The following is a 16,655-nucleotide window of genomic DNA, read 5'->3' on the forward strand; positions in this document are numbered from 1 at the left end:
TAACCGCATCTCACAGCCGTTTGCCATTGATGGAGCGAAGCGCAGCCGGGTTCACTCTCCCCTGGAGGGGGAGGTCGCTTCGTGCAGCTCCCATCGCTACATCCCCAGCAATCGCGGCAGCCACAGCGACAGCCCGGGCCAATACGTCACCACCACCAGGAATCCCAGCATCGTCAACAGCCACGGCCACACCGCGACCGTGAGCTCGGTGATGCCCATCTTGGCGATGCCGGAGGCGACGTAGAGGTTGAGGCCGACAGGCGGATGGCAGAGGCCAACCTCCATGTTGACTGTCATCAGGATGCCGAAATGGATCGGGTCGATGCCGAGCTTGACCGCGACCGGAAACAGGATCGGGGCCATGATCAGGATGATCGAGGACGGCTCCATCACGTTGCCCGCCAGCAGCAGCAGCAGGTTGACGAGGAGCAGGAAGCCGATCCACCCCAGGCCCTGGTCGATCATCCATTGCGCCAGCGCTTGCGGCACATTTTCGTAAGTCATCAGGAACGAGAACAGGACGGCGTTGGTGATGATGTAAAGCAGCATCGCCGAGAGATTCGCCGACGACAGCAGCACCCGCGGCACGTCGCTCAGCTTCAGGTCTTTATAGATGAACACGGCGACGATGAAGGCGTAGACCGCACTGACGGCGGCAGCTTCGGTCGGCGTGAACAGGCCGCTGTAGATGCCGCCGATCACGATCACGATCAGCAGGATGCCCCAGATCGACTTGCGGAAGGCATCGAAGCGCTCGAACAGCGTTGCCTTCGGCATCCGCGGATAGTCGTTGCGCCAGGCCCGATAGAACGTCGTGGCGCCGAGAAGCGAGGCCAGGACCAATCCCGGCACGATGCCGGCGATGAAAAGCTTGCCGACCGAGCTGTTGGTGGAGACGGCGTAGAGAACCATCGGGATCGACGGCGGAATGAGAATTCCAAGCGAGCCCGACGTCGTGATCACGCCCGCGCCGAACCGCTTCGGGAAGCCTTGCGCGACCATCGCCGGCAGGATCACCGAGCCGATCGCCACCACGGTCGCCGGCGACGAGCCGGAAATGGCGGCAAACAGCGCGCAGGCGACCACCCCCGACAGCGCGAGACCGCCGTACCAATGGCCGACCAGCGAGGTCGCGAAGGTGATCATCCGCCGCGCCACCCCGCCATGGGTCAGGAAGTTGCCGGCGAGGATGAAGAACGGGATCGCCATGATCTCGAAGTTCTCGATGCCGGTGAACAGCTTCAGCGCTACCGATTCCGTGCGCACGTCGGTCAAGGTGAACATGAAGCTGAGCACGGTGAGACCGAGCGCGATCGAGATCGGCATACCCGTCAGCATCAAGGAGAGCAGAAGCGCGAACACGATGAGGACGCGCAAGCCCTGCGGCAACGTGATGACGTGGCCCGCATGCGCGAAGCACAGCGCGACGATCAGGACCGGCAGCAGCATCAGGATCCAGCCGAGCGGGCTGCGCTCGTCGCGGACGACCTGACTATGCGTGACCGGCGCCGGATGCACCGGATCCGCCTCGACGCCCTCGACACCCGCCATGTCGTGATGCGGCAGCTCGCCGGTGCGATGGAACGACCAGGCGACCTGCAGGAAGCGGAAGCACATCAAGCCGGAGCCGAGCGGGATGGTGAGATACACCATCCACATCGGTGCTTCCAAATCGTTGGATTGCTGGCCGGTCTGCCACATCTGCCCCACGAACGCGGCGCCGAAATAGGCGACGATGGCGGTGAAGAGAGCGCCGCACAACAGACCGAAGGTGATGACGCGACGGCGCGATCCGCCGGGCAGGATGTTGACCAGCACGTCGACGCCGACATGGATGCCGGTCCGCACGCCGTAGGCGGCACCGAACTTCGCCATCCAGATGAACATGTAGATGCAGAGTTCCTGCGCCCAGGACAAATCAAGCGCGGCAAGCCAGACGAATGCCGCGCGCGCCGGGACGGCGAGGAAGGTCAGGTTGCGGGCTTCCGCCCATTTGGCGATGTCGATCGACAGCCCGGCGCCGTAGCGGTGCAGCACGGCGACGAAGATGAGCGACGTCGCAGCCGCGATCATCGTCGCGATCAGCCATTCTTCGAGATGATCGAGCACACGATTCAGCACACGCAGCAACTTCGTCCCCCCAGCATTGGCTCGTCCATTCAAGAGCGAAACGGCCGGGAGTGCGATCACCCCCGACCGTTGCTATTGTTCTTGTCAGGGCGCGGCCGTCAGTTCATCTTGACGTCGAGTTCCTTGGCGACGAGATCGAGCACTTCCTGCCCGACCCGGCCCTTTGCCCATTTATAAGTCGGCTGCATCGCGTCCTGCCACGCCTTGCGATCGGCATCGGTCAGGTAATGCAGATTGGTCTTGCCTGTCTTCTTGATCTCGGCCAGCGCGTCCTCGTTCTCCTGGCGCGCGATCGAGTTGGTGTAGTCGGATGCCTCCGCCATCGCCTTGTCGAGTTGGGTGCGGATATCGGGCGGCAGGCCCGACCAGAACTTCGAATTGACGATGACCGCATATTGCAGATGCGCGTGATAGGAAACGGTGATGTCTTTCTGCACCTCGTAGAACTTCTGCGTCAAGTAGTTGGACGCGGTGTTCTCGCAGCCGTCGACCACGCCGGTCTGCAAAGCCTGGTAGACCTCGGAGAACGCCATGATCTGAGGGATGGTGCCGACCAGGCGGAAATACTGGTCGGCGACCTTGGATCCCGAGATGCGGAACTTGAGGCCCTGGAAATCCGTCGGCTTTATCAGCGGACGATTCGAGGAGACCATGTGGAAGCCGTTGTCCCAGTAAGCGAGGCCGGTAATGCCCTTGGCCTCGAGCTTCTGGAATAGCCACTTGCCGATGGTGCCCTTGATCGCGCTGGAATAGGTTTGATCGTCCTTGAATAGCCAGGGCAGATCGAGCGCCTCGAACTCCTTGATACCAAGGGGCGCGAATTTGGCGGTCGAAGGGGCAAGCATGTGCACCGAGCCGAGCTGCAGCGCCTCGATCTCCTCTTTGTCCTTATAGAGTGTGGAGTTCGGGTAGACTTCGACCTTGACCTTGCCGTCGGTGTAGTTCTCGGCGAGCTCCTTGAACTTCAGCGCGCCCTTCCCCTTCGGCGTGTCGTTGGCGACGACGTGGCTGAACTTGATGACGATCGGAGTTTGGGCCTGCGCAACAACGGGGGCCAAAACGAGCGCGGCCGCCGCGACCGCGAGAAGCAGTTTGCGCATGAAGACCTCCCAACAACCTCGACAAACCGGGTGCTTTTTTTGTTTTCCGGTTTGAGTAGTGGCAGCAATCCGCAGGCCGAACAACTAGACCTAAGCCCAATTTGCCGCAGCCAAGCTATCTTGACGAGCGCTGTCTACGCAACCCGGCACCTGCTTCCATCCAGGGGAACGAGCGCTTATGTCGCATTGCGGCAGTGCATTAGCTCTTGCGCTGGGCGACCATGAAGAGACGGCGGAACGGGAACAGGGTCTGCCCCGCCGCATTCTTCGGATAGGCCCTCGCAACCCGCGCGCCATAGGCGGCTTCGAATGCGATCTTCTCCTCGCCTGCGAGCACGTCGAGATAGCGCGTCAGCCAAGTCCCCTTGGTCCATTCCTTGACGGGGTTCTCGCCTTCCAGCACTTGCAGATATTCGGTCTCCCAGATGTCGATGTTGGCCGACATCGGCGCAAGAAGATCGTGATAGAATGCCGGGCCCTCGACCGGCGGCGGCGTCACGAGATGCTCGACCTTGGACCGCCACGGACCATCAAGCGCCGTCTCGCCGATCAGCACATGCGACGGCGCCAGAAAGTTGCGCGGCATCTGCACCGCGAGCATGCCGCCAGGCCTCACCTTCTCCATGACCGATGGAAACAGCGCCGCATGATTGGGCAGCCAGTGCAGTGCGGCATTGGAATAGATCAAGTCGTACTGCCCGGCGGGGCGCCAATGGCCGAGGTCCTCGTGGGACCATTCCACATCGGGTGCAGCCTTGCGGCCGGCGGCAACCATCTCGGCGGAGCCCTCGACGCCGGTCACGCTCGCCTCCTGCCAGCGCTCCTTGATGAGTTTTGTCACGTTGCCGGCGCCGGCGCCGAGATCGGCAATCTCGCGGGGGCCAAAATCCGGAATCCGCATCAAGAGGTCAACGGCGGGCCGGAGCCGGTGGCCGGAGAATTTTAAGTATTGCTGCGGATCCCAGACCATCGTCTCAACGCCTTTTTCTTTTTCGTGTTTCCTTCAACGTCGCTCTTGGTTACCACTGCTCGTCCCGCTCAGGCAATTCGCAAGGCGCGCGGGACGGGCAGGAAACGCACAGCAATAAGCAAGAACCAAACAAGAGAGCGTGTCACCATGGACCTCGGGCTCAAATCGAAAACCGCTGTCGTCACCGGCGCGAGCATCGGCATCGGCCGCGCGATCGCCAAGGGCCTCGCCGCCGAGGGCGTGCGCGTCGTCGGCGTGGCGCGGCGCACCGATCTTCTCGCCGAGCTGGTGAAGGAGGAAGGCTCCGGGCTGATCACGCCGCTCGAACAGGACGTCATGGCCAAGGATGCGGCGGAGCGGATCGCCGCCTTTGCGGTGAAGGAGCTCGGCCATGTCGACATCCTCATCAACAATGCCGGCGGCAGCCGGCCGCTGCCGGTCGATGCCCCCGACAGCAAATGGGACGAGGCGATCGCGCTGAATTTCACCAGCTACCGCCGCATCGCGCATGCGCTGCTGCCGCAGATGATCGAACGCAAATGGGGCCGCATCGTCAACATCACCGGCAAGTCCGAGCCCGAAGGGCTCAACGCGGCGTTCGCCGCCAAGGCCGCCGTGCACGCCTGGGCCAAGGGCCTGTCGCGCGAGATCGGCGAGCACGGCATCACCATCAACTGCATCCCGCCCGGCCGCATCATGAGCGAGCAGATCCGCCGCAACTACGCGCCTGACTATCGCGAGCGCTTTGCGGAAGAGGAAATTCCGGTCGGCTATTGGGGCGAGCCGGAAGACCTCGCCGCACTGGCAGTGTTTCTTGCCTCACCGGTGGCGCGGTACATCACGGGCACGGTGATCCCGGTGGACGGCGGGCTGAGGCGGTATCAGTTCTAGGGTTGGTCTCCTGAATCCACGGCCCGCGAACGCACGCCTTCTCCGGTTTGACGCCGGACCTCACGGCTTGACGTAACTCCAGCCCTGCTCCTGCAGCTCCATGACGCGGACGACGCCGGATTTGACGATCGTGGCCTGTGGAATCAGGGTTATGTCCTTGTTCTCCGCCTTGCGCATGTTTTCCTGCGTGTTGCCGCAGGCTTTAAAGGAGATTTCGGGATGGCTCATCGCGAGCACCTCGATGCGCGGCTTTACCGGCGAGGTGTCATCGCGCAGCATGTGAAGGCCGGGACCAAAGGTGACGACCTCGATCGACACCGGTTCACCGAGATCGCGATAGTATTGCGCGACGTTGCTCGCATTGTTGAGCGTGAGGTTCATCATCGCAGGTTCGTTGGAATTAACCTGCAGCACCAGCCGGTGCGACTTTTTCGCGCTCTCGGTCTTCGTAGCCTGAGCCATCTTCGTGCTGTTCGGAGGATCCTGCCTGATCGCGTGGTTCTGCCGCGGCTTGCTCACCTGCTTCTGTCCACCCGGATGCTTCGCGTTGCTCGCTTGGCTCTTCTCGCGCGCCTGCGGGATCCACTGGTTGTCCTGCTGCGCCTGCGCGCCTGGTCCGACCAGAAGCAGTATCGTCAAGCCTCCGATGAGTGCCATCGCCAATTTTGGATTGATCATCTCGTGTCTCCCATTTCCTGACCATCACCTACCCGGTCTGGCGATGGCATGTGGCCATTTGCATGCAGCCGCCATTTTCTTGCGCACGTTTTCGAATCCGCTGAGCAGGAATTGTCCGCCTTGCACCGGGCCAGTGCGGGTGAAAAGGCTCACGACGATGTGGCCGTCGTCGGGTAGTGAGCTCAACAACTTTACGACGTCGCCCCCGAAAGCGACGCCGGATCCGAATGACGGCGACGCTGCTGCGAGTTGCATTGGCGTATCCGTATTCAGCCGAAAGGAGATCACGTATTCGTTGGCGCTGCGTGACAGCGCCGGTCCGGCGACTATGACTTCCGTGCGGCCTCTGCGGCAGTGGATTGCGAGCTGCATCGCGGCGCCATCCGAGTTGCCGACAGAAGTGGCGGTGGCGGTGACGACCGGCAGATAATCGACCGGCGAAGTCGTCTCGCTGACGGTCCAGCCAGCATCCCGGCTGCCCCTACTGGACGGTGGAATCTTGCGCGACAAGTCTTGCAGACATTCCAGCCGGGCTTGTCCCTCCATCGCCGAACAAGCCCTAAGTGTTTCCATGGGATCGCTCGTACTTTGCGCGTAGGCGATACCGCAGGCGACGTTGAAGGCGACAGCGAGCGGAGGAGCGGCAGTCTTCATGGCCTCGCCTGTACGCTGCGCGCTTTGCGATCCAGCCATTCCTGCGCGGCTTGGAAGCGGGTGAGACCCGGGACCGATGCCGCAAGATTGATCGACTGCCATTTCGGATCGAAGCCTGGTGCCTGCAGGCGGTCGATGCGCGAGAACAGGTACTCGACAAGGCGAGCCACGCGTTGGTAGCGATTGGAGCCGAGCGGCCAGTTGAAAGCGACAAGCGCTGTCGGGACCGCGATGGTCGAGACCCGCTCACCCTGCTTGATCAGATTTGGATACTCATTGGCGTCCAAGGTCGCGGGCAGATAATAGTCCTCGAACTTCTTGTCGTAACGGATCGGGAGGAACTTGAATCCAGCCTCCCAACGGCCCTTTACGAAGGCGTCGACGGGTTTCGAGGTGATGAACACCACGGCCGACATTTCGCCTTTGCGCATCTGTTCCAGGGCAACCTGATGCGGGATGAATGTCTTTTCGACATCGATCCCGAGACGGCTGAAGATCAGTGGTCCTGAATAGGCGGCCGCGGTGCCCAGGGTGTTGAAGTTCACCTTCTTGCCGACAAGATCCTGCAGGCTTGTGATTTCAGGCCGCACAAAAATGTGCAGCTCGGATGGGAAGAGATTGAGCAGATAGGTGATGCGGCTTCGGATCTGCGGTGCCTGAATCTTATACTCCTCGAGCGCGTCGGAATTGATGATGGCAGTATCGACGCCGCGCAAATAGAGCAGCGCATTCAGATTGTCGGTGGCCCCCCGGGTGACGATCGGCAGGAGATGCAGGTCTGCTCCGTCGTCGACGACGCGAGCCATTTCTGCGGCGAGGCGGATCGGCGCGCCCTCGAGCAGGCCCCCGGCGAGCCCGACCGTCCAGGCGTTCATCCGGTCCTTTTCGTTCTCCTTCGGAAGCGGCCGTCGGTCGAGCTGTGCATCGGCCTTGGCATTTTTCGCCGTTTGCGCATCCAGGCAGGCCGTTTGAAGCATCATAGCGACCGGCACCAACCAAGTGAGCAGGAGCAATGAGCGTAACTTTGGCGCCTTCTTCATGTCGTTTCCTTCCGGCTCAGCCACCGCGAGCTTTCGTCTCTCGGACTGCAAGAAGCCCATTCTCAGGGTCGCAACGCATCCAGCCGTTCCTTCGCTTCGCGAATACCGGCCCTGTGTGCCTTCGCGTAGAGCTCGCGCGCCTTGGCCGCTTCGCCGCGAGTTCCATAAGTACCCCAGGCGGATAGAACCGCCGGATCGTAGGTCTCGGCGAGCATGAAACTTGCCTGCGCAACGTCTTTCTCAGCCGCGAGCTCGAGTACAATGCGTGCTGCACCGATATTTCCCTGATCGAGGAGCGCCCTGGCACGCGGGATCAAACGGGCCTCCGCCTCGTTCTGGGCGGCAGCGGTCGGTGGCTCCGCCACTTCCACGCTCCGCGTCGCCGGCAAGACCGGGGCGTCATTTGCTTGCTCGGCGAGGACGCGCTCATGGGTCGAGCGCCACCCCGGTGCAAGATCTCTCTCCCTGGCCTCGGTTTTGCTCAGCTCCTGTTTCAGCGACTGTCGCAGTTCGCTGATCTCTTGTTTCGCTGCCTGGCCCTGCTGCCAGGTCGCATTTTCGGCCTCGCGCAGTTGCACGTTGCGGGCTTCGATCTCCCGGCGCACTTCGGCAAGTTCGCTCTCCAGCGCAGCGGCGTGCGCCTGAGCCTTTTCCAGAGCGCGGCGTTGTTGATCGGCATCGGCGGCTGCTGCCTGTGCTGCTTTGGCTTCCGTGACGAGAACGGCGTTCTTTTCCTGCTCTTGCTGCAGGGACTGCCGCAGTTCCGCAATCTCCAGCCCCGCCGCCTGGCTTTGCTCCGCGGTCGCAGCTTCCGTCATAGGCAAGCGGCGAGGCATTCCGGCAAGTTCGCTCGCGAGCGCGGCGGCGCGCGACTGCGCCTCGTGGCGTTCCTGCTCAGCGCTCGCCGCTGCTGCCTGTGCGGCGTTCACCTGCCTTGCGCGGACGGCGCTATTTTCCCGCTCGCGCTGCAGGGACTGCTCTAGTTCTGCGATCTCCCGCTGCGCCGCCTCTCTCTGCTGCGCGGCCACATCCTCCGCCTTCCGCGATCCTGCGTCGCGGGCATCGATCTCGCTGCGAAATTCGGCGACTTCGTTCGCAAGCGCAGCGTTGCGCGCTTGCTCCTGTTGCAGCGACTGCCGCAACTCGTCCGCCGCAATTTTTGCCGCGTGCGCGTGCTGGACCGCCTCGTCAAGTTCCCTGCGCGCCCCGTCCAGTTCACTGGCGCGCGCATTAGCTTGCAAAGCATCTCGATCCGGCCATGGCTCAGGCTGCACCATGCCTGCCGGCACCGTGTACGTCAGGGCTCCGCCCGCTTCGCGCTGAAGGAGCGCTTGCGACCCCGCCCCTATTTCCGGCCGTTGCTCGAAGCTGAGGGCACTCTCGCCGCCGATTTGCGTCGTTTCCGGAATTGCTCGTGCGCCGAAAGTGTCGAACACACCCAGTAAGGCCGCTCCAATCAGGATCGCGGGAAGCAAAATGACAGCCGCTGCGAGCGGAATGCCCAATGGCCCGCCCTCTGGGTCAATGTCCTCAGTTTCGGGAGACCAATGGGTCGGCTCGGCGTTGATTGGAGCGCCGTCTTTGGAGACCCATTTGCCTGCTTGAGGCGACCAGCGAGCGACGTCAACAACCCCGGTCGCATCTTCCACCCAGATGTCTTCTCCGTCCCTGGGTGCAGTATCAATCGGTCGGCGCATTGATCACGCCTCTTTAGATAACAGCTAGAACGGCGCGATTGCTCCGCCTGTTTCGCAGTTCGGCATGGCACCATACCCACAATTAAATAATTAAATAAATTATATATTTTGAACCAAATGCGAAGTCAAATTAAATCAGCCTGGTACGGCAAAGGGGACGTCAAATCAGGCGCATCGTCTTCATTGTGCAGTCGGGTACGTTGCCGTCCACGGTGAACCAAAGCTCGTACATCGTATGGAATATGGGCAGGGCACGGCGAACATGCGAAGCTGACGGCGTTTTCGCAGCGTCTCGGAGCTGAGGAGTGACCGATGCGCCTTGCATTGCCCTATTTGGGAATTGGCGTCTGCTTGTCTCTTGCGACCTGGTTGGCGTTAGGGCTTGTATTCGAGTGACGGTTTTCCACAACGAGCGTTGATCTCCACGTCACTTGGCCCGCTGGCTTCTTACCAGCCGTCTTGCCGCGACCTCGCGCCGGAACAATGTCGGCGACAGCCCGCCGAGCATCTTCCTGGCCTTCAAATGCGGTCAATCGTGCTCGCGAGAGGCGCGCGCACGATCACTGACCCGCCGCCAGCTTCTTCAACCACCACCTGCGGATCAACAGGCACTGCATGGTGCAAATCGTCACTCCCGTGGCAGCAACCACTCCGTAGATGATGAAGAGCGAAACGAAATGGCTCTCGCATGTGATGAGCTGCCATCTGGTGACGGATCCATACCGCGGGAATAAGTGAGCAGCCCGCCTGTCGTGCACCAGCGCCACAGCTCGGAAAGTCCGAGCCACGCCATGAACGCGCAGCGAAACCCATCGACGAACGATCAGCACTCAGCACGATGAGTTTCGCAAATGCTCTGCCATTCTGCGCGTTAGACGCTCGGGAAGGCTCAACTCGGTTCCCCGCAAATCTGCGCCGTTCTGATGCCGGAACGCCAAATCCGCCAACGCGTTATCTCCAATATCGAAGGAGAAGATCATGAGCGTTGAAGGCAAGATCAAGGAAGGCGCCGGATACATCAAGGAAGAGATGAACGAGCACGGCAAGGGTCCCGAGAGCCAGCGCAAGGCTCAAGAGGGACGCGATCTTCGCAATGAGGGCCGCATGGAAGACGGCAAGCCCCCGAAGACCACCAAGCCCGGCACCGGCCACTGATACGATCTCATCCAAACCGCCCCCGGCTGATGTCGGGGGCGGTTTTATTTCGAGGTAGAAAGAGCGCGTCAATCAGACCCGCCGACGGCCCTCTCCTTCAAACCCGCCAAGCCTGCATCAGCGAAGTAATGGCCGGTGGGCATGGACCCCCGCTCTATTCATCAGGGAACATGGCCTGCATCCCGCCGTTGCTCCAGCCCCACTGGAGGAAAGTTCATGTCCAAGACATCGCTCGCCGAGATCGCGAAGGAAATGGCCGACATCGACATCGCCATTCTTTCGACCCACACCGAGAACGGCGAAATCGCCAACCGTCCCATGAGCAACAACGGCGATGTCGCCTACGACGGCACGTCTTATTACTTCGCCTATGAACAGACCCGCACCGTATCGGACATCCAACGAAATCCGAAAGTCGCGCTCGGGTTTTCGTCGGAAGCGGGCCTGTTCTCGAACGGGATCTACGTCGCCGTCGAGGGGACGGCCGAACTGATCCGGGACAAGGCGGCTTTCCAGCAGCACTGGACGAGCGATCTCGACAAATGGTTCGACCACGGCATCGATACGCCGGGCATCGTGCTGATCAAGGTCAAAGCCAACCGCATAACTTATTGGAAGGGCCGTGAAGAGGGTCAAGTTGCGCTCTGATCGGCTCCGTGACGGTGCGGCGATTCGTTGATTGGTTCTTCCGGAACCGCGAAACAGGTGCCATCACCATCGCGCAGTGGCCGAATCTTCTTCTTTGGATCGTTATCGTTGCGGGCCTTCTGCTTTGGATCTGGCCTTCCGCAGGCAACATCAGCGTCGGCTTGACGATCGTCGTGAAGGGCGGACTCGTCGTCTGGGGCGCCGACGAGGTCTTCCGCGGCGTGAATCCCTGGCGGCGCTGTCTCGGCGCTGCCGTAGTCGTCTATGAGTTCATGACACTTCTGCCGTGAACCCACGTACTTCAGTCCATCACCTGATCGGCGCCGATCAGAAAACTTTCGGCGATCACGAGGTCCAGAGCCTTGGCCGTCTTCAAATTGGCCTTCCGTAACGGACCGGCATCCAAGTCTTTTTCAGGATCGCTGGCACGTTAGCATCCTGCCAGCGTTTTGCCCGACGGGTCAACTTGATCGCAGCCGCGACTGCCGTCGCAATGCGGTTCGAAAATCCGTTATCAATCAAGGAGACTTCTACTGTGCATGGGGTTGTTTTTCGACTTTTTGTCTTGGGCCCCGAGAAAAATGTGCACGGCTCACTCCGCCTGCAGGATCTCCGCAATCACCGCACCTGCGGCGATGGTGCCGAGCTTGCCGCCGACGTCCCGCGTCGCACTGCCCTCGCCAATCGCCTTCGCCACCGCCGCCTCGATCGCGTGCCCGGCCTCTTCATAGCGGACCGCACCAGTCTTCTCGCCGTGCCAGACCAGCAGCAGCGCGGTCGACAGGATCAACGAGACGGGATTGGCGACGTCCTGTCCGGCAATGTCGGGCGCCGAGCCGTGCGCGGCCTGCGCCATCGCGTAGCGCTCACCGACATTGAGCGAGCCGCCGAGGCCGAGGCTTCCCGAAAGTTCGGCGGTAAGATCGGACAGGATGTCGCCGAACATGTTGGTGGACACGATGACGTCGAAACGATCGGGACTGCGCACCACATGCGCCATCATGGCATCGACCAGGATGTCGTCGACGCTCAGTCCTGGATAGGCCTTCGCCGTCGCGCGGCAGATCTCGAGAAACATGCCGTCGCCGATCTTGAGCACATTGGCCTTGTGCACGATGGTAAGGTGCCTCTGCCGCTTCATGGCGAGCCGGCATGCGGCATGCGCGATGCGCTCGCAGCATAGGCGTGTGATCCTTCGCAGCGAGATCACCACGTCGGGCGTGACCAGCATCTCGCCATTGCCCTGCTCCAGATTGCGGTCGGCGTAGAACCCCTCGGTATTCTCGCGAACCACGACGAGGTCGAAATCACCGAGGCGGCCGGGCCGCCCCGCATAGGTGCGCGCGGGCCTGATATTGGCGTAGAGGTCGAGGTTCTTGCGGAAGTACCTCGACGGATTGATCTCGCCACGCGCCTCGTCCTTGAAGTCGAACGTCGCAGTCGGGCCCAGGATCAGGCCGTCAGCGGCGCGGACGATGTCGAGCATCTCGGGGCGCACGGTCGTGCCTGATAGCTTCAGGCTCGCATGCCCGACCGCGTGCTCCTCCAGGCGCAAATTGAGCTGGAAGCGCTCGGAGGCGGCGCGCAACACACCCATTGTCGCGGTCGTGATCTCAGGTCCAATGCCGTCACCGGGCAGAACGACGATTTGCATGGCGATCCCCTGATTTTTGCAGCAGCGGCGCGATATAAGGCAGCGCGAGGCGGCATCGCCCCACCTTCACGCATACACAGCATGCAAGCATATGCCTGTGGAACGCGGCCCCACCGTAGTACATGCGAAATGACCGATTTGAGCCGCGCCGCCGGAGCCACGCGCCAACGCAATGACGATCACGTTACCTGCCGCCGCGCGCGAGCCCGACCACACCACGTCTGACGGCCTCCCCGCCGCGCAGCGGCGCTGGGCGATCGCCGCGATCTTCACCGCGCTGGCGATGGCCTCGCTCGACACCGCCATCGCCAACATCGCCCTGCCCGCCATTGCCGCCGATCTGCATGTCTCGCCGGAGCAGTCGGTCTGGGTGGTCAATGTCTACCAGATCGCGCTGGTGGCGACGCTGCTGCCGTTGGGCGCGCTCGGCGAGATCGTCGGGCACCAGCGCATTTATCTCGGCGGCCTCATCCTGTTCACCATCGCCTCGCTGCTCTGCGCGGTGGCGTGGTCGCTGGAGAGCCTGCTGGTCGCGCGCACGCTGCAGGGGCTGGGTGCCAGCGGCATCATGAGCGTCAACACCGCGCTGGTGCGCTTCGTCTATCCCGGCCGGATGCTGGGCCGCGGTTTTGGGCACAACGCGCTGGTGGTCGCGACCGCCTTCACATTCGGGCCCACGATCGCCTCCGCCATCCTGGCCATCGGCCCATGGCCGTGGCTGTTCGCCGTCAACATCCCGTTCGGCCTCGTCGCCATCGGCATCGGCTTTGCGATGCTGCCGAAGACGCCGCGCGCCGATCACGGCTTTGATTTCCTCGGCGCGGTGCTGGCGTCGGCCTGCCTCGGCCTGTTCATCACCGGCATCGGCAGTGCCGCCCATAATCTGTCGCCGGTCGTCGTGGGCATCGAGCTGGTCACGGCCCTCGCGCTCGGCGTCATCCTGACGCGCCGCCACGCCGACCACCCGGCGCCGATGCTGCCGATCGACCTGTTCAGTCGGCCGATGTTCGCGCTGTCGGCCGCGACCGCGGTGTGCTCCTTCGCCGTGCAGGGGCTCGCCTTCGTCTCGCTGCCGTTCTATTTCGAGGACGTGCTCGGCCGCTCGCAGGTCGAGACCGGCTTCTTCATGACGCCGTGGCCACTGGTGGTCGGCATCATGGCGCCGATCGCTGGACGCCTGTCCGACCGCCACGCGGTCGGCCTGCTCGGCGGCATCGGCCTGGTGCTGCTCGGCCTCGGCATGGCGCTGCTTGCGACGCTTCCGGCCAACCCCGCCATTGCCGACATCATCTGGCGGATGGTGATCTGCGGCATGGGCTTCGGCTTCTTCCAGGCGCCAAACATGAAGGCGGTGATGTCAAGCGCGCCGCCGCATCGCAGCGGCAGCGCCTCGGGCATCGTCGCGACCGCGCGCCTGACGGGACAGACGACGGGGGCGGCCCTCGCGGCACTCTGCTTCGCGCTCGCCGGCCACGACGGCGCAACCGTCGCGCTGGCGCTCGGCGCCGGCTTTGCCGCACTTGGCAGCGTGATGAGCTTCCTGCGGCTGGCAGTGAAGTAGACCGAACGCGCGTCCGCGCCTCAATCGGCCGGCCCGCCTTCACGGAGCCTTCTGCGCGATGGGACGGCTCACGATTGCCGCGGCATCGAGCGGCTCGCATTTGATCGTCCGCGTCAGCCTTGGCGGACCGTTCCAGCCCGCAGTCTCGCTCAGGGGCACAAACGTGCCCCCTTTCGGCGTCAGGATGATCGGCTCCGACTTCAGGCAGAGATCGGGAAATGCGAGGCCATGGCCGCCGCCTTGGCTGAACCGTCCAACCAGCGTCTGGGAAGCCTGCATCCGCGTCGCCGGCGAGGCCCGCATCGTACGGTCGGGGTCGAACGCGCGATAGCACGGCCAATCGGTGTGGTTCGCTTCGAACTCATAGACGATCCGGCATGCCGCGCCAGCCGATTTCACGAATGGCGCATCCGACGGCGCGGCCGCATCGCGTTCGAAAACCAGGGTCTGCAGCGTCAACACTTCGGTCGTCGCGCGGGACACGTCGGGCCTGCCCGGTTCGACCGCTATCTCCCCACGCGAGAACACCAGCTTGGTCCTCGGTCGCGCCTCCCTGGTCTCCAGCACCAGCACGGGCCTCTCCGCCCACGAGCGGTCCAGCTCCACGTCACCATTGCCCATCGTCAGCCGCGCATTGCCAACGGAGGGGTTGTCCCTGGCGAAATCGATCGTGCGAAGGTGCACGCTCGACTTCGACGCCTCCAGGCTCAGGAATCGCAGATCGTCCACCTTGCGCGTGATCGGCATCATCGGATCGAAACGATCGTCGATGTTGAACCGGACGATCTTCTTCAGCTTGGCCGCAAGGGGCCCTTTGGCGGCGAGCGGTGGCGCCACGTCGATCACGAGCAGGGCACCGTCGGGCGAAAAGCTGTTGCCGAAGGCGCGCTGCCAGGCGGCAGTCAGCAGCGAATCCGTACGCTGATCGATGTCCCGCGCGAAATAGATCTGCTGTCCGGCGCGAACCAGCGGAAAGTTCTGAAATGCACCGAGCGCCGCGCCCTTGCGAACCTCCGGTTCGGGGAAGGTGACGCATTTGGACTGGTCGTCGCCTCCGGAGTCCTCGACCTTCCTGGACGCAGAGCGGGAGCAGAAGCTCAGATGCTGCTCCTTTGTCTTCTGTGTGCTGATCGACGTCGCGTAGACGAGATCCGAACTTCCGGGCACCTCCATCGGAAGCGGAGAGGTCGCGAACATGTCGACCTCCACCCTGCTGAGCGACGGGCCGGCATCGACCGAGCAGAGATCCCGGGCCGGCAGGGTATTGGTGAGGAGACGCGCCGGATCGGCGCCGACGATGCAGGACATGCTGTCCTGCGGGTTGTTCCGGCTCATCCAGATCAGATGGTCCTTGCCCGCTCCGTCGACGAGGAGATGCGGCGCCGCGTGTCGACGGCGCGGCGGCAACCAGACCGGCATGGTTTCGGACAGCATGGGCTCGCGCTTGAGCAGCGCTTCCGGCAAGCGCATCACACCGACCGAGCGCAACTCGGCGCTGACGGCGTTGGGATCGGTCGTCCAGTCGAGAACGGGAACACTCGCGCAGGTGATGCAGGTCACCGCAAGATTGGAGCGGACGTTCTCGAACATGAGAATGACCTGATCGGGGTCGCTGCCGTATTTCGCCGGCGCGACCGCCTTGAACGGATGATCCACCACACGGCTGACCAGAAATCCGTTCGACCGCGACGGGTCCGAATCGAATTCGAAATAGGTCGATCGGTCCCAGCCGCGATAGGCGTCGTATCCGCCGAGGCTCACGCCTGCCAGAACCATCTTGGAGTCGGTCTGACAGCGCGCCGCGCTGCTCTCCTGGCTGCCGTTTCGTATGTAGAGACAGAGTCGAAAAGCCGCGTTCTGCAGAATGCGGTCGCAATCGTTCTGGTTATAGCCATAGGTCGCAAGGCCATGGCGATAGCACAGATCGTGAAAGACGCATGCCTGCCTGAAGCGCTGCAGGACGAGATGGCGCTTTTGGTTGGAATCCCTGCCGCCGTCGAAAAATATGTTGGCCCAGGGCGGCAGGCTGCAGTTCAAGCCCTCGCCGCTGCCACCGATGGTACTGACGACGTCCGGCCCCGATTGAAAGGCCGTGACGGTGGCGGGCATCTCACCATCGGTGATGTCGTCGACGTTCTTGTAGATGGAATCGGCGATGAAGGAAGGCAGATACGCGAGGACCAGCACCGCCACGACAATCAGCGCAACCGACCAGCGGATCACCTTCCTGAACATGGCCCAACCCCGCTAAAGCTTTTCCTGCAATGACGTCGGTCGCAACGGCAGACGAGCACTGAGCCTTGCGGGCCAATTCAAATGCCCGCGGAACGTCCAGACGCCGAAATCGCGGCAGGCGCGGTGTCGTCCTGATGACGATCAGCTTGAGGTTGTCATGCTGTCAAGCCGGGATCTCACACATGACAGCCAGTTTGCGCCCCGGACGGCACGCCGGGCAGAGCATCAAAGGGTCGACGGTT

Annotated in this window: 14 protein-coding genes and 1 pseudogene; 5 read left to right on the forward strand and 10 right to left on the reverse strand. The window is 62.5% G+C overall.

What is annotated here, in order from left to right; genetic code table 11:
- Positions 1–96: 96 nt before the first annotated feature.
- The 4 genes and pseudogenes from XI04_RS38695 to XI04_RS15955 form a co-directional block, all read right to left on the reverse strand.
- Complete coding sequence (locus XI04_RS38695; protein WP_244625905.1) at positions 97–1,377, reverse strand: TRAP transporter large permease; 1,281 nt, start codon at positions 1,375–1,377, stop codon at positions 97–99.
- 219 nt (positions 1,378–1,596) lie between these two features.
- Positions 1,597–2,073: pseudogene (locus XI04_RS38700) on the reverse strand (TRAP transporter small permease); the annotation flags it as partial.
- Between the two features lie 155 nt (positions 2,074–2,228).
- Positions 2,229–3,230, reverse strand: a complete 1,002-nt coding sequence (locus tag XI04_RS15950) for a DctP family TRAP transporter solute-binding subunit (protein WP_038946977.1) — start codon at positions 3,228–3,230, stop codon at positions 2,229–2,231.
- A 199-nt stretch (positions 3,231–3,429) separates the two neighbouring features.
- Complete coding sequence (locus XI04_RS15955) at positions 3,430–4,200, reverse strand: methyltransferase domain-containing protein (RefSeq protein WP_038946976.1); 771 nt, start codon at positions 4,198–4,200, stop codon at positions 3,430–3,432.
- 147 nt (positions 4,201–4,347) lie between these two features.
- Here XI04_RS15955 and XI04_RS15960 point away from each other — a divergent pair, with 147 nt between their 5' ends.
- The gene (locus XI04_RS15960) at positions 4,348–5,091 is read left to right on the forward strand and encodes an SDR family NAD(P)-dependent oxidoreductase (RefSeq protein ID WP_095426400.1); all 744 of its coding nucleotides are present in this window, start codon (positions 4,348–4,350) and stop codon (positions 5,089–5,091) included.
- A 60-nt stretch (positions 5,092–5,151) separates the two neighbouring features.
- On the opposite strand, the gene XI04_RS15965 is transcribed toward XI04_RS15960, so the two are convergent.
- The 4 genes from XI04_RS15965 to XI04_RS15980 all read right to left on the reverse strand — a co-directional run bounded on the left by XI04_RS15965 (position 5,152) and on the right by XI04_RS15980 (position 9,112).
- Positions 5,152–5,769, reverse strand: a complete 618-nt coding sequence (locus XI04_RS15965; RefSeq protein WP_271609693.1) for a DsrE family protein — start codon at positions 5,767–5,769, stop codon at positions 5,152–5,154.
- A 24-nt stretch (positions 5,770–5,793) separates the two neighbouring features.
- The gene (locus tag XI04_RS15970; RefSeq protein ID WP_271609694.1) at positions 5,794–6,423 is read right to left on the reverse strand and encodes a hypothetical protein; all 630 of its coding nucleotides are present in this window, start codon (positions 6,421–6,423) and stop codon (positions 5,794–5,796) included.
- Positions 6,420–7,463 carry a TAXI family TRAP transporter solute-binding subunit gene (locus XI04_RS15975; protein WP_038946970.1) on the reverse strand — a complete coding sequence of 348 codons (1,044 nt, stop codon included), beginning with the start codon at positions 7,461–7,463 and terminating at the stop codon, positions 6,420–6,422. The genes XI04_RS15970 and XI04_RS15975 overlap by 4 nt, the downstream gene beginning before the upstream one ends.
- 62 nt (positions 7,464–7,525) lie before the next feature.
- Positions 7,526–9,112 carry a hypothetical protein gene (locus tag XI04_RS15980; protein ID WP_271609695.1) on the reverse strand — a complete coding sequence of 529 codons (1,587 nt, stop codon included), beginning with the start codon at positions 9,110–9,112 and terminating at the stop codon, positions 7,526–7,528.
- A 1,026-nt stretch (positions 9,113–10,138) separates the two neighbouring features.
- Between XI04_RS15980 and XI04_RS15985 the strand changes: the two genes are divergently transcribed.
- From XI04_RS15985 to XI04_RS15995, 3 genes are all read left to right on the forward strand, one after another.
- Positions 10,139–10,315 carry a hypothetical protein gene (locus XI04_RS15985; RefSeq protein WP_162832242.1) on the forward strand — a complete coding sequence of 59 codons (177 nt, stop codon included), beginning with the start codon at positions 10,139–10,141 and terminating at the stop codon, positions 10,313–10,315.
- Positions 10,316–10,531: 216 nt separating this feature from the next.
- On the forward strand, positions 10,532–10,963 hold the full coding sequence (locus XI04_RS15990; RefSeq protein ID WP_271609696.1) for a pyridoxamine 5'-phosphate oxidase family protein: 432 nt from the start codon (positions 10,532–10,534) through the stop codon (positions 10,961–10,963).
- A gap of 14 nt (positions 10,964–10,977) precedes the next feature.
- Positions 10,978–11,253: a hypothetical protein gene (locus XI04_RS15995; protein ID WP_271609708.1), complete on the forward strand. Its 276-nt coding sequence runs from the start codon at positions 10,978–10,980 to the stop codon at positions 11,251–11,253.
- A 302-nt stretch (positions 11,254–11,555) separates the two neighbouring features.
- Here XI04_RS15995 and XI04_RS16000 read toward each other — a convergent pair whose 3' ends face one another.
- On the reverse strand, positions 11,556–12,617 hold the full coding sequence (locus XI04_RS16000; protein ID WP_271609697.1) for an isocitrate/isopropylmalate dehydrogenase family protein: 1,062 nt from the start codon (positions 12,615–12,617) through the stop codon (positions 11,556–11,558).
- A 172-nt stretch (positions 12,618–12,789) separates the two neighbouring features.
- Between XI04_RS16000 and XI04_RS16005 the strand changes: the two genes are divergently transcribed.
- Complete coding sequence (locus tag XI04_RS16005) at positions 12,790–14,178, forward strand: MFS transporter (RefSeq protein ID WP_028143111.1); 1,389 nt, start codon at positions 12,790–12,792, stop codon at positions 14,176–14,178.
- Positions 14,179–14,217: 39 nt separating this feature from the next.
- On the opposite strand, the gene XI04_RS16010 is transcribed toward XI04_RS16005, so the two are convergent.
- Positions 14,218–16,413, reverse strand: a complete 2,196-nt coding sequence (locus tag XI04_RS16010; protein WP_271609698.1) for a hypothetical protein — start codon at positions 16,411–16,413, stop codon at positions 14,218–14,220.
- Positions 16,414–16,655 lie beyond the last annotated feature (242 nt).

This window comes from Bradyrhizobium sp. CCBAU 11430 (assembly GCF_028128855.1).
Taxonomy (GTDB): Bacteria; Pseudomonadota; Alphaproteobacteria; order Rhizobiales; family Xanthobacteraceae; genus Bradyrhizobium; species Bradyrhizobium ottawaense.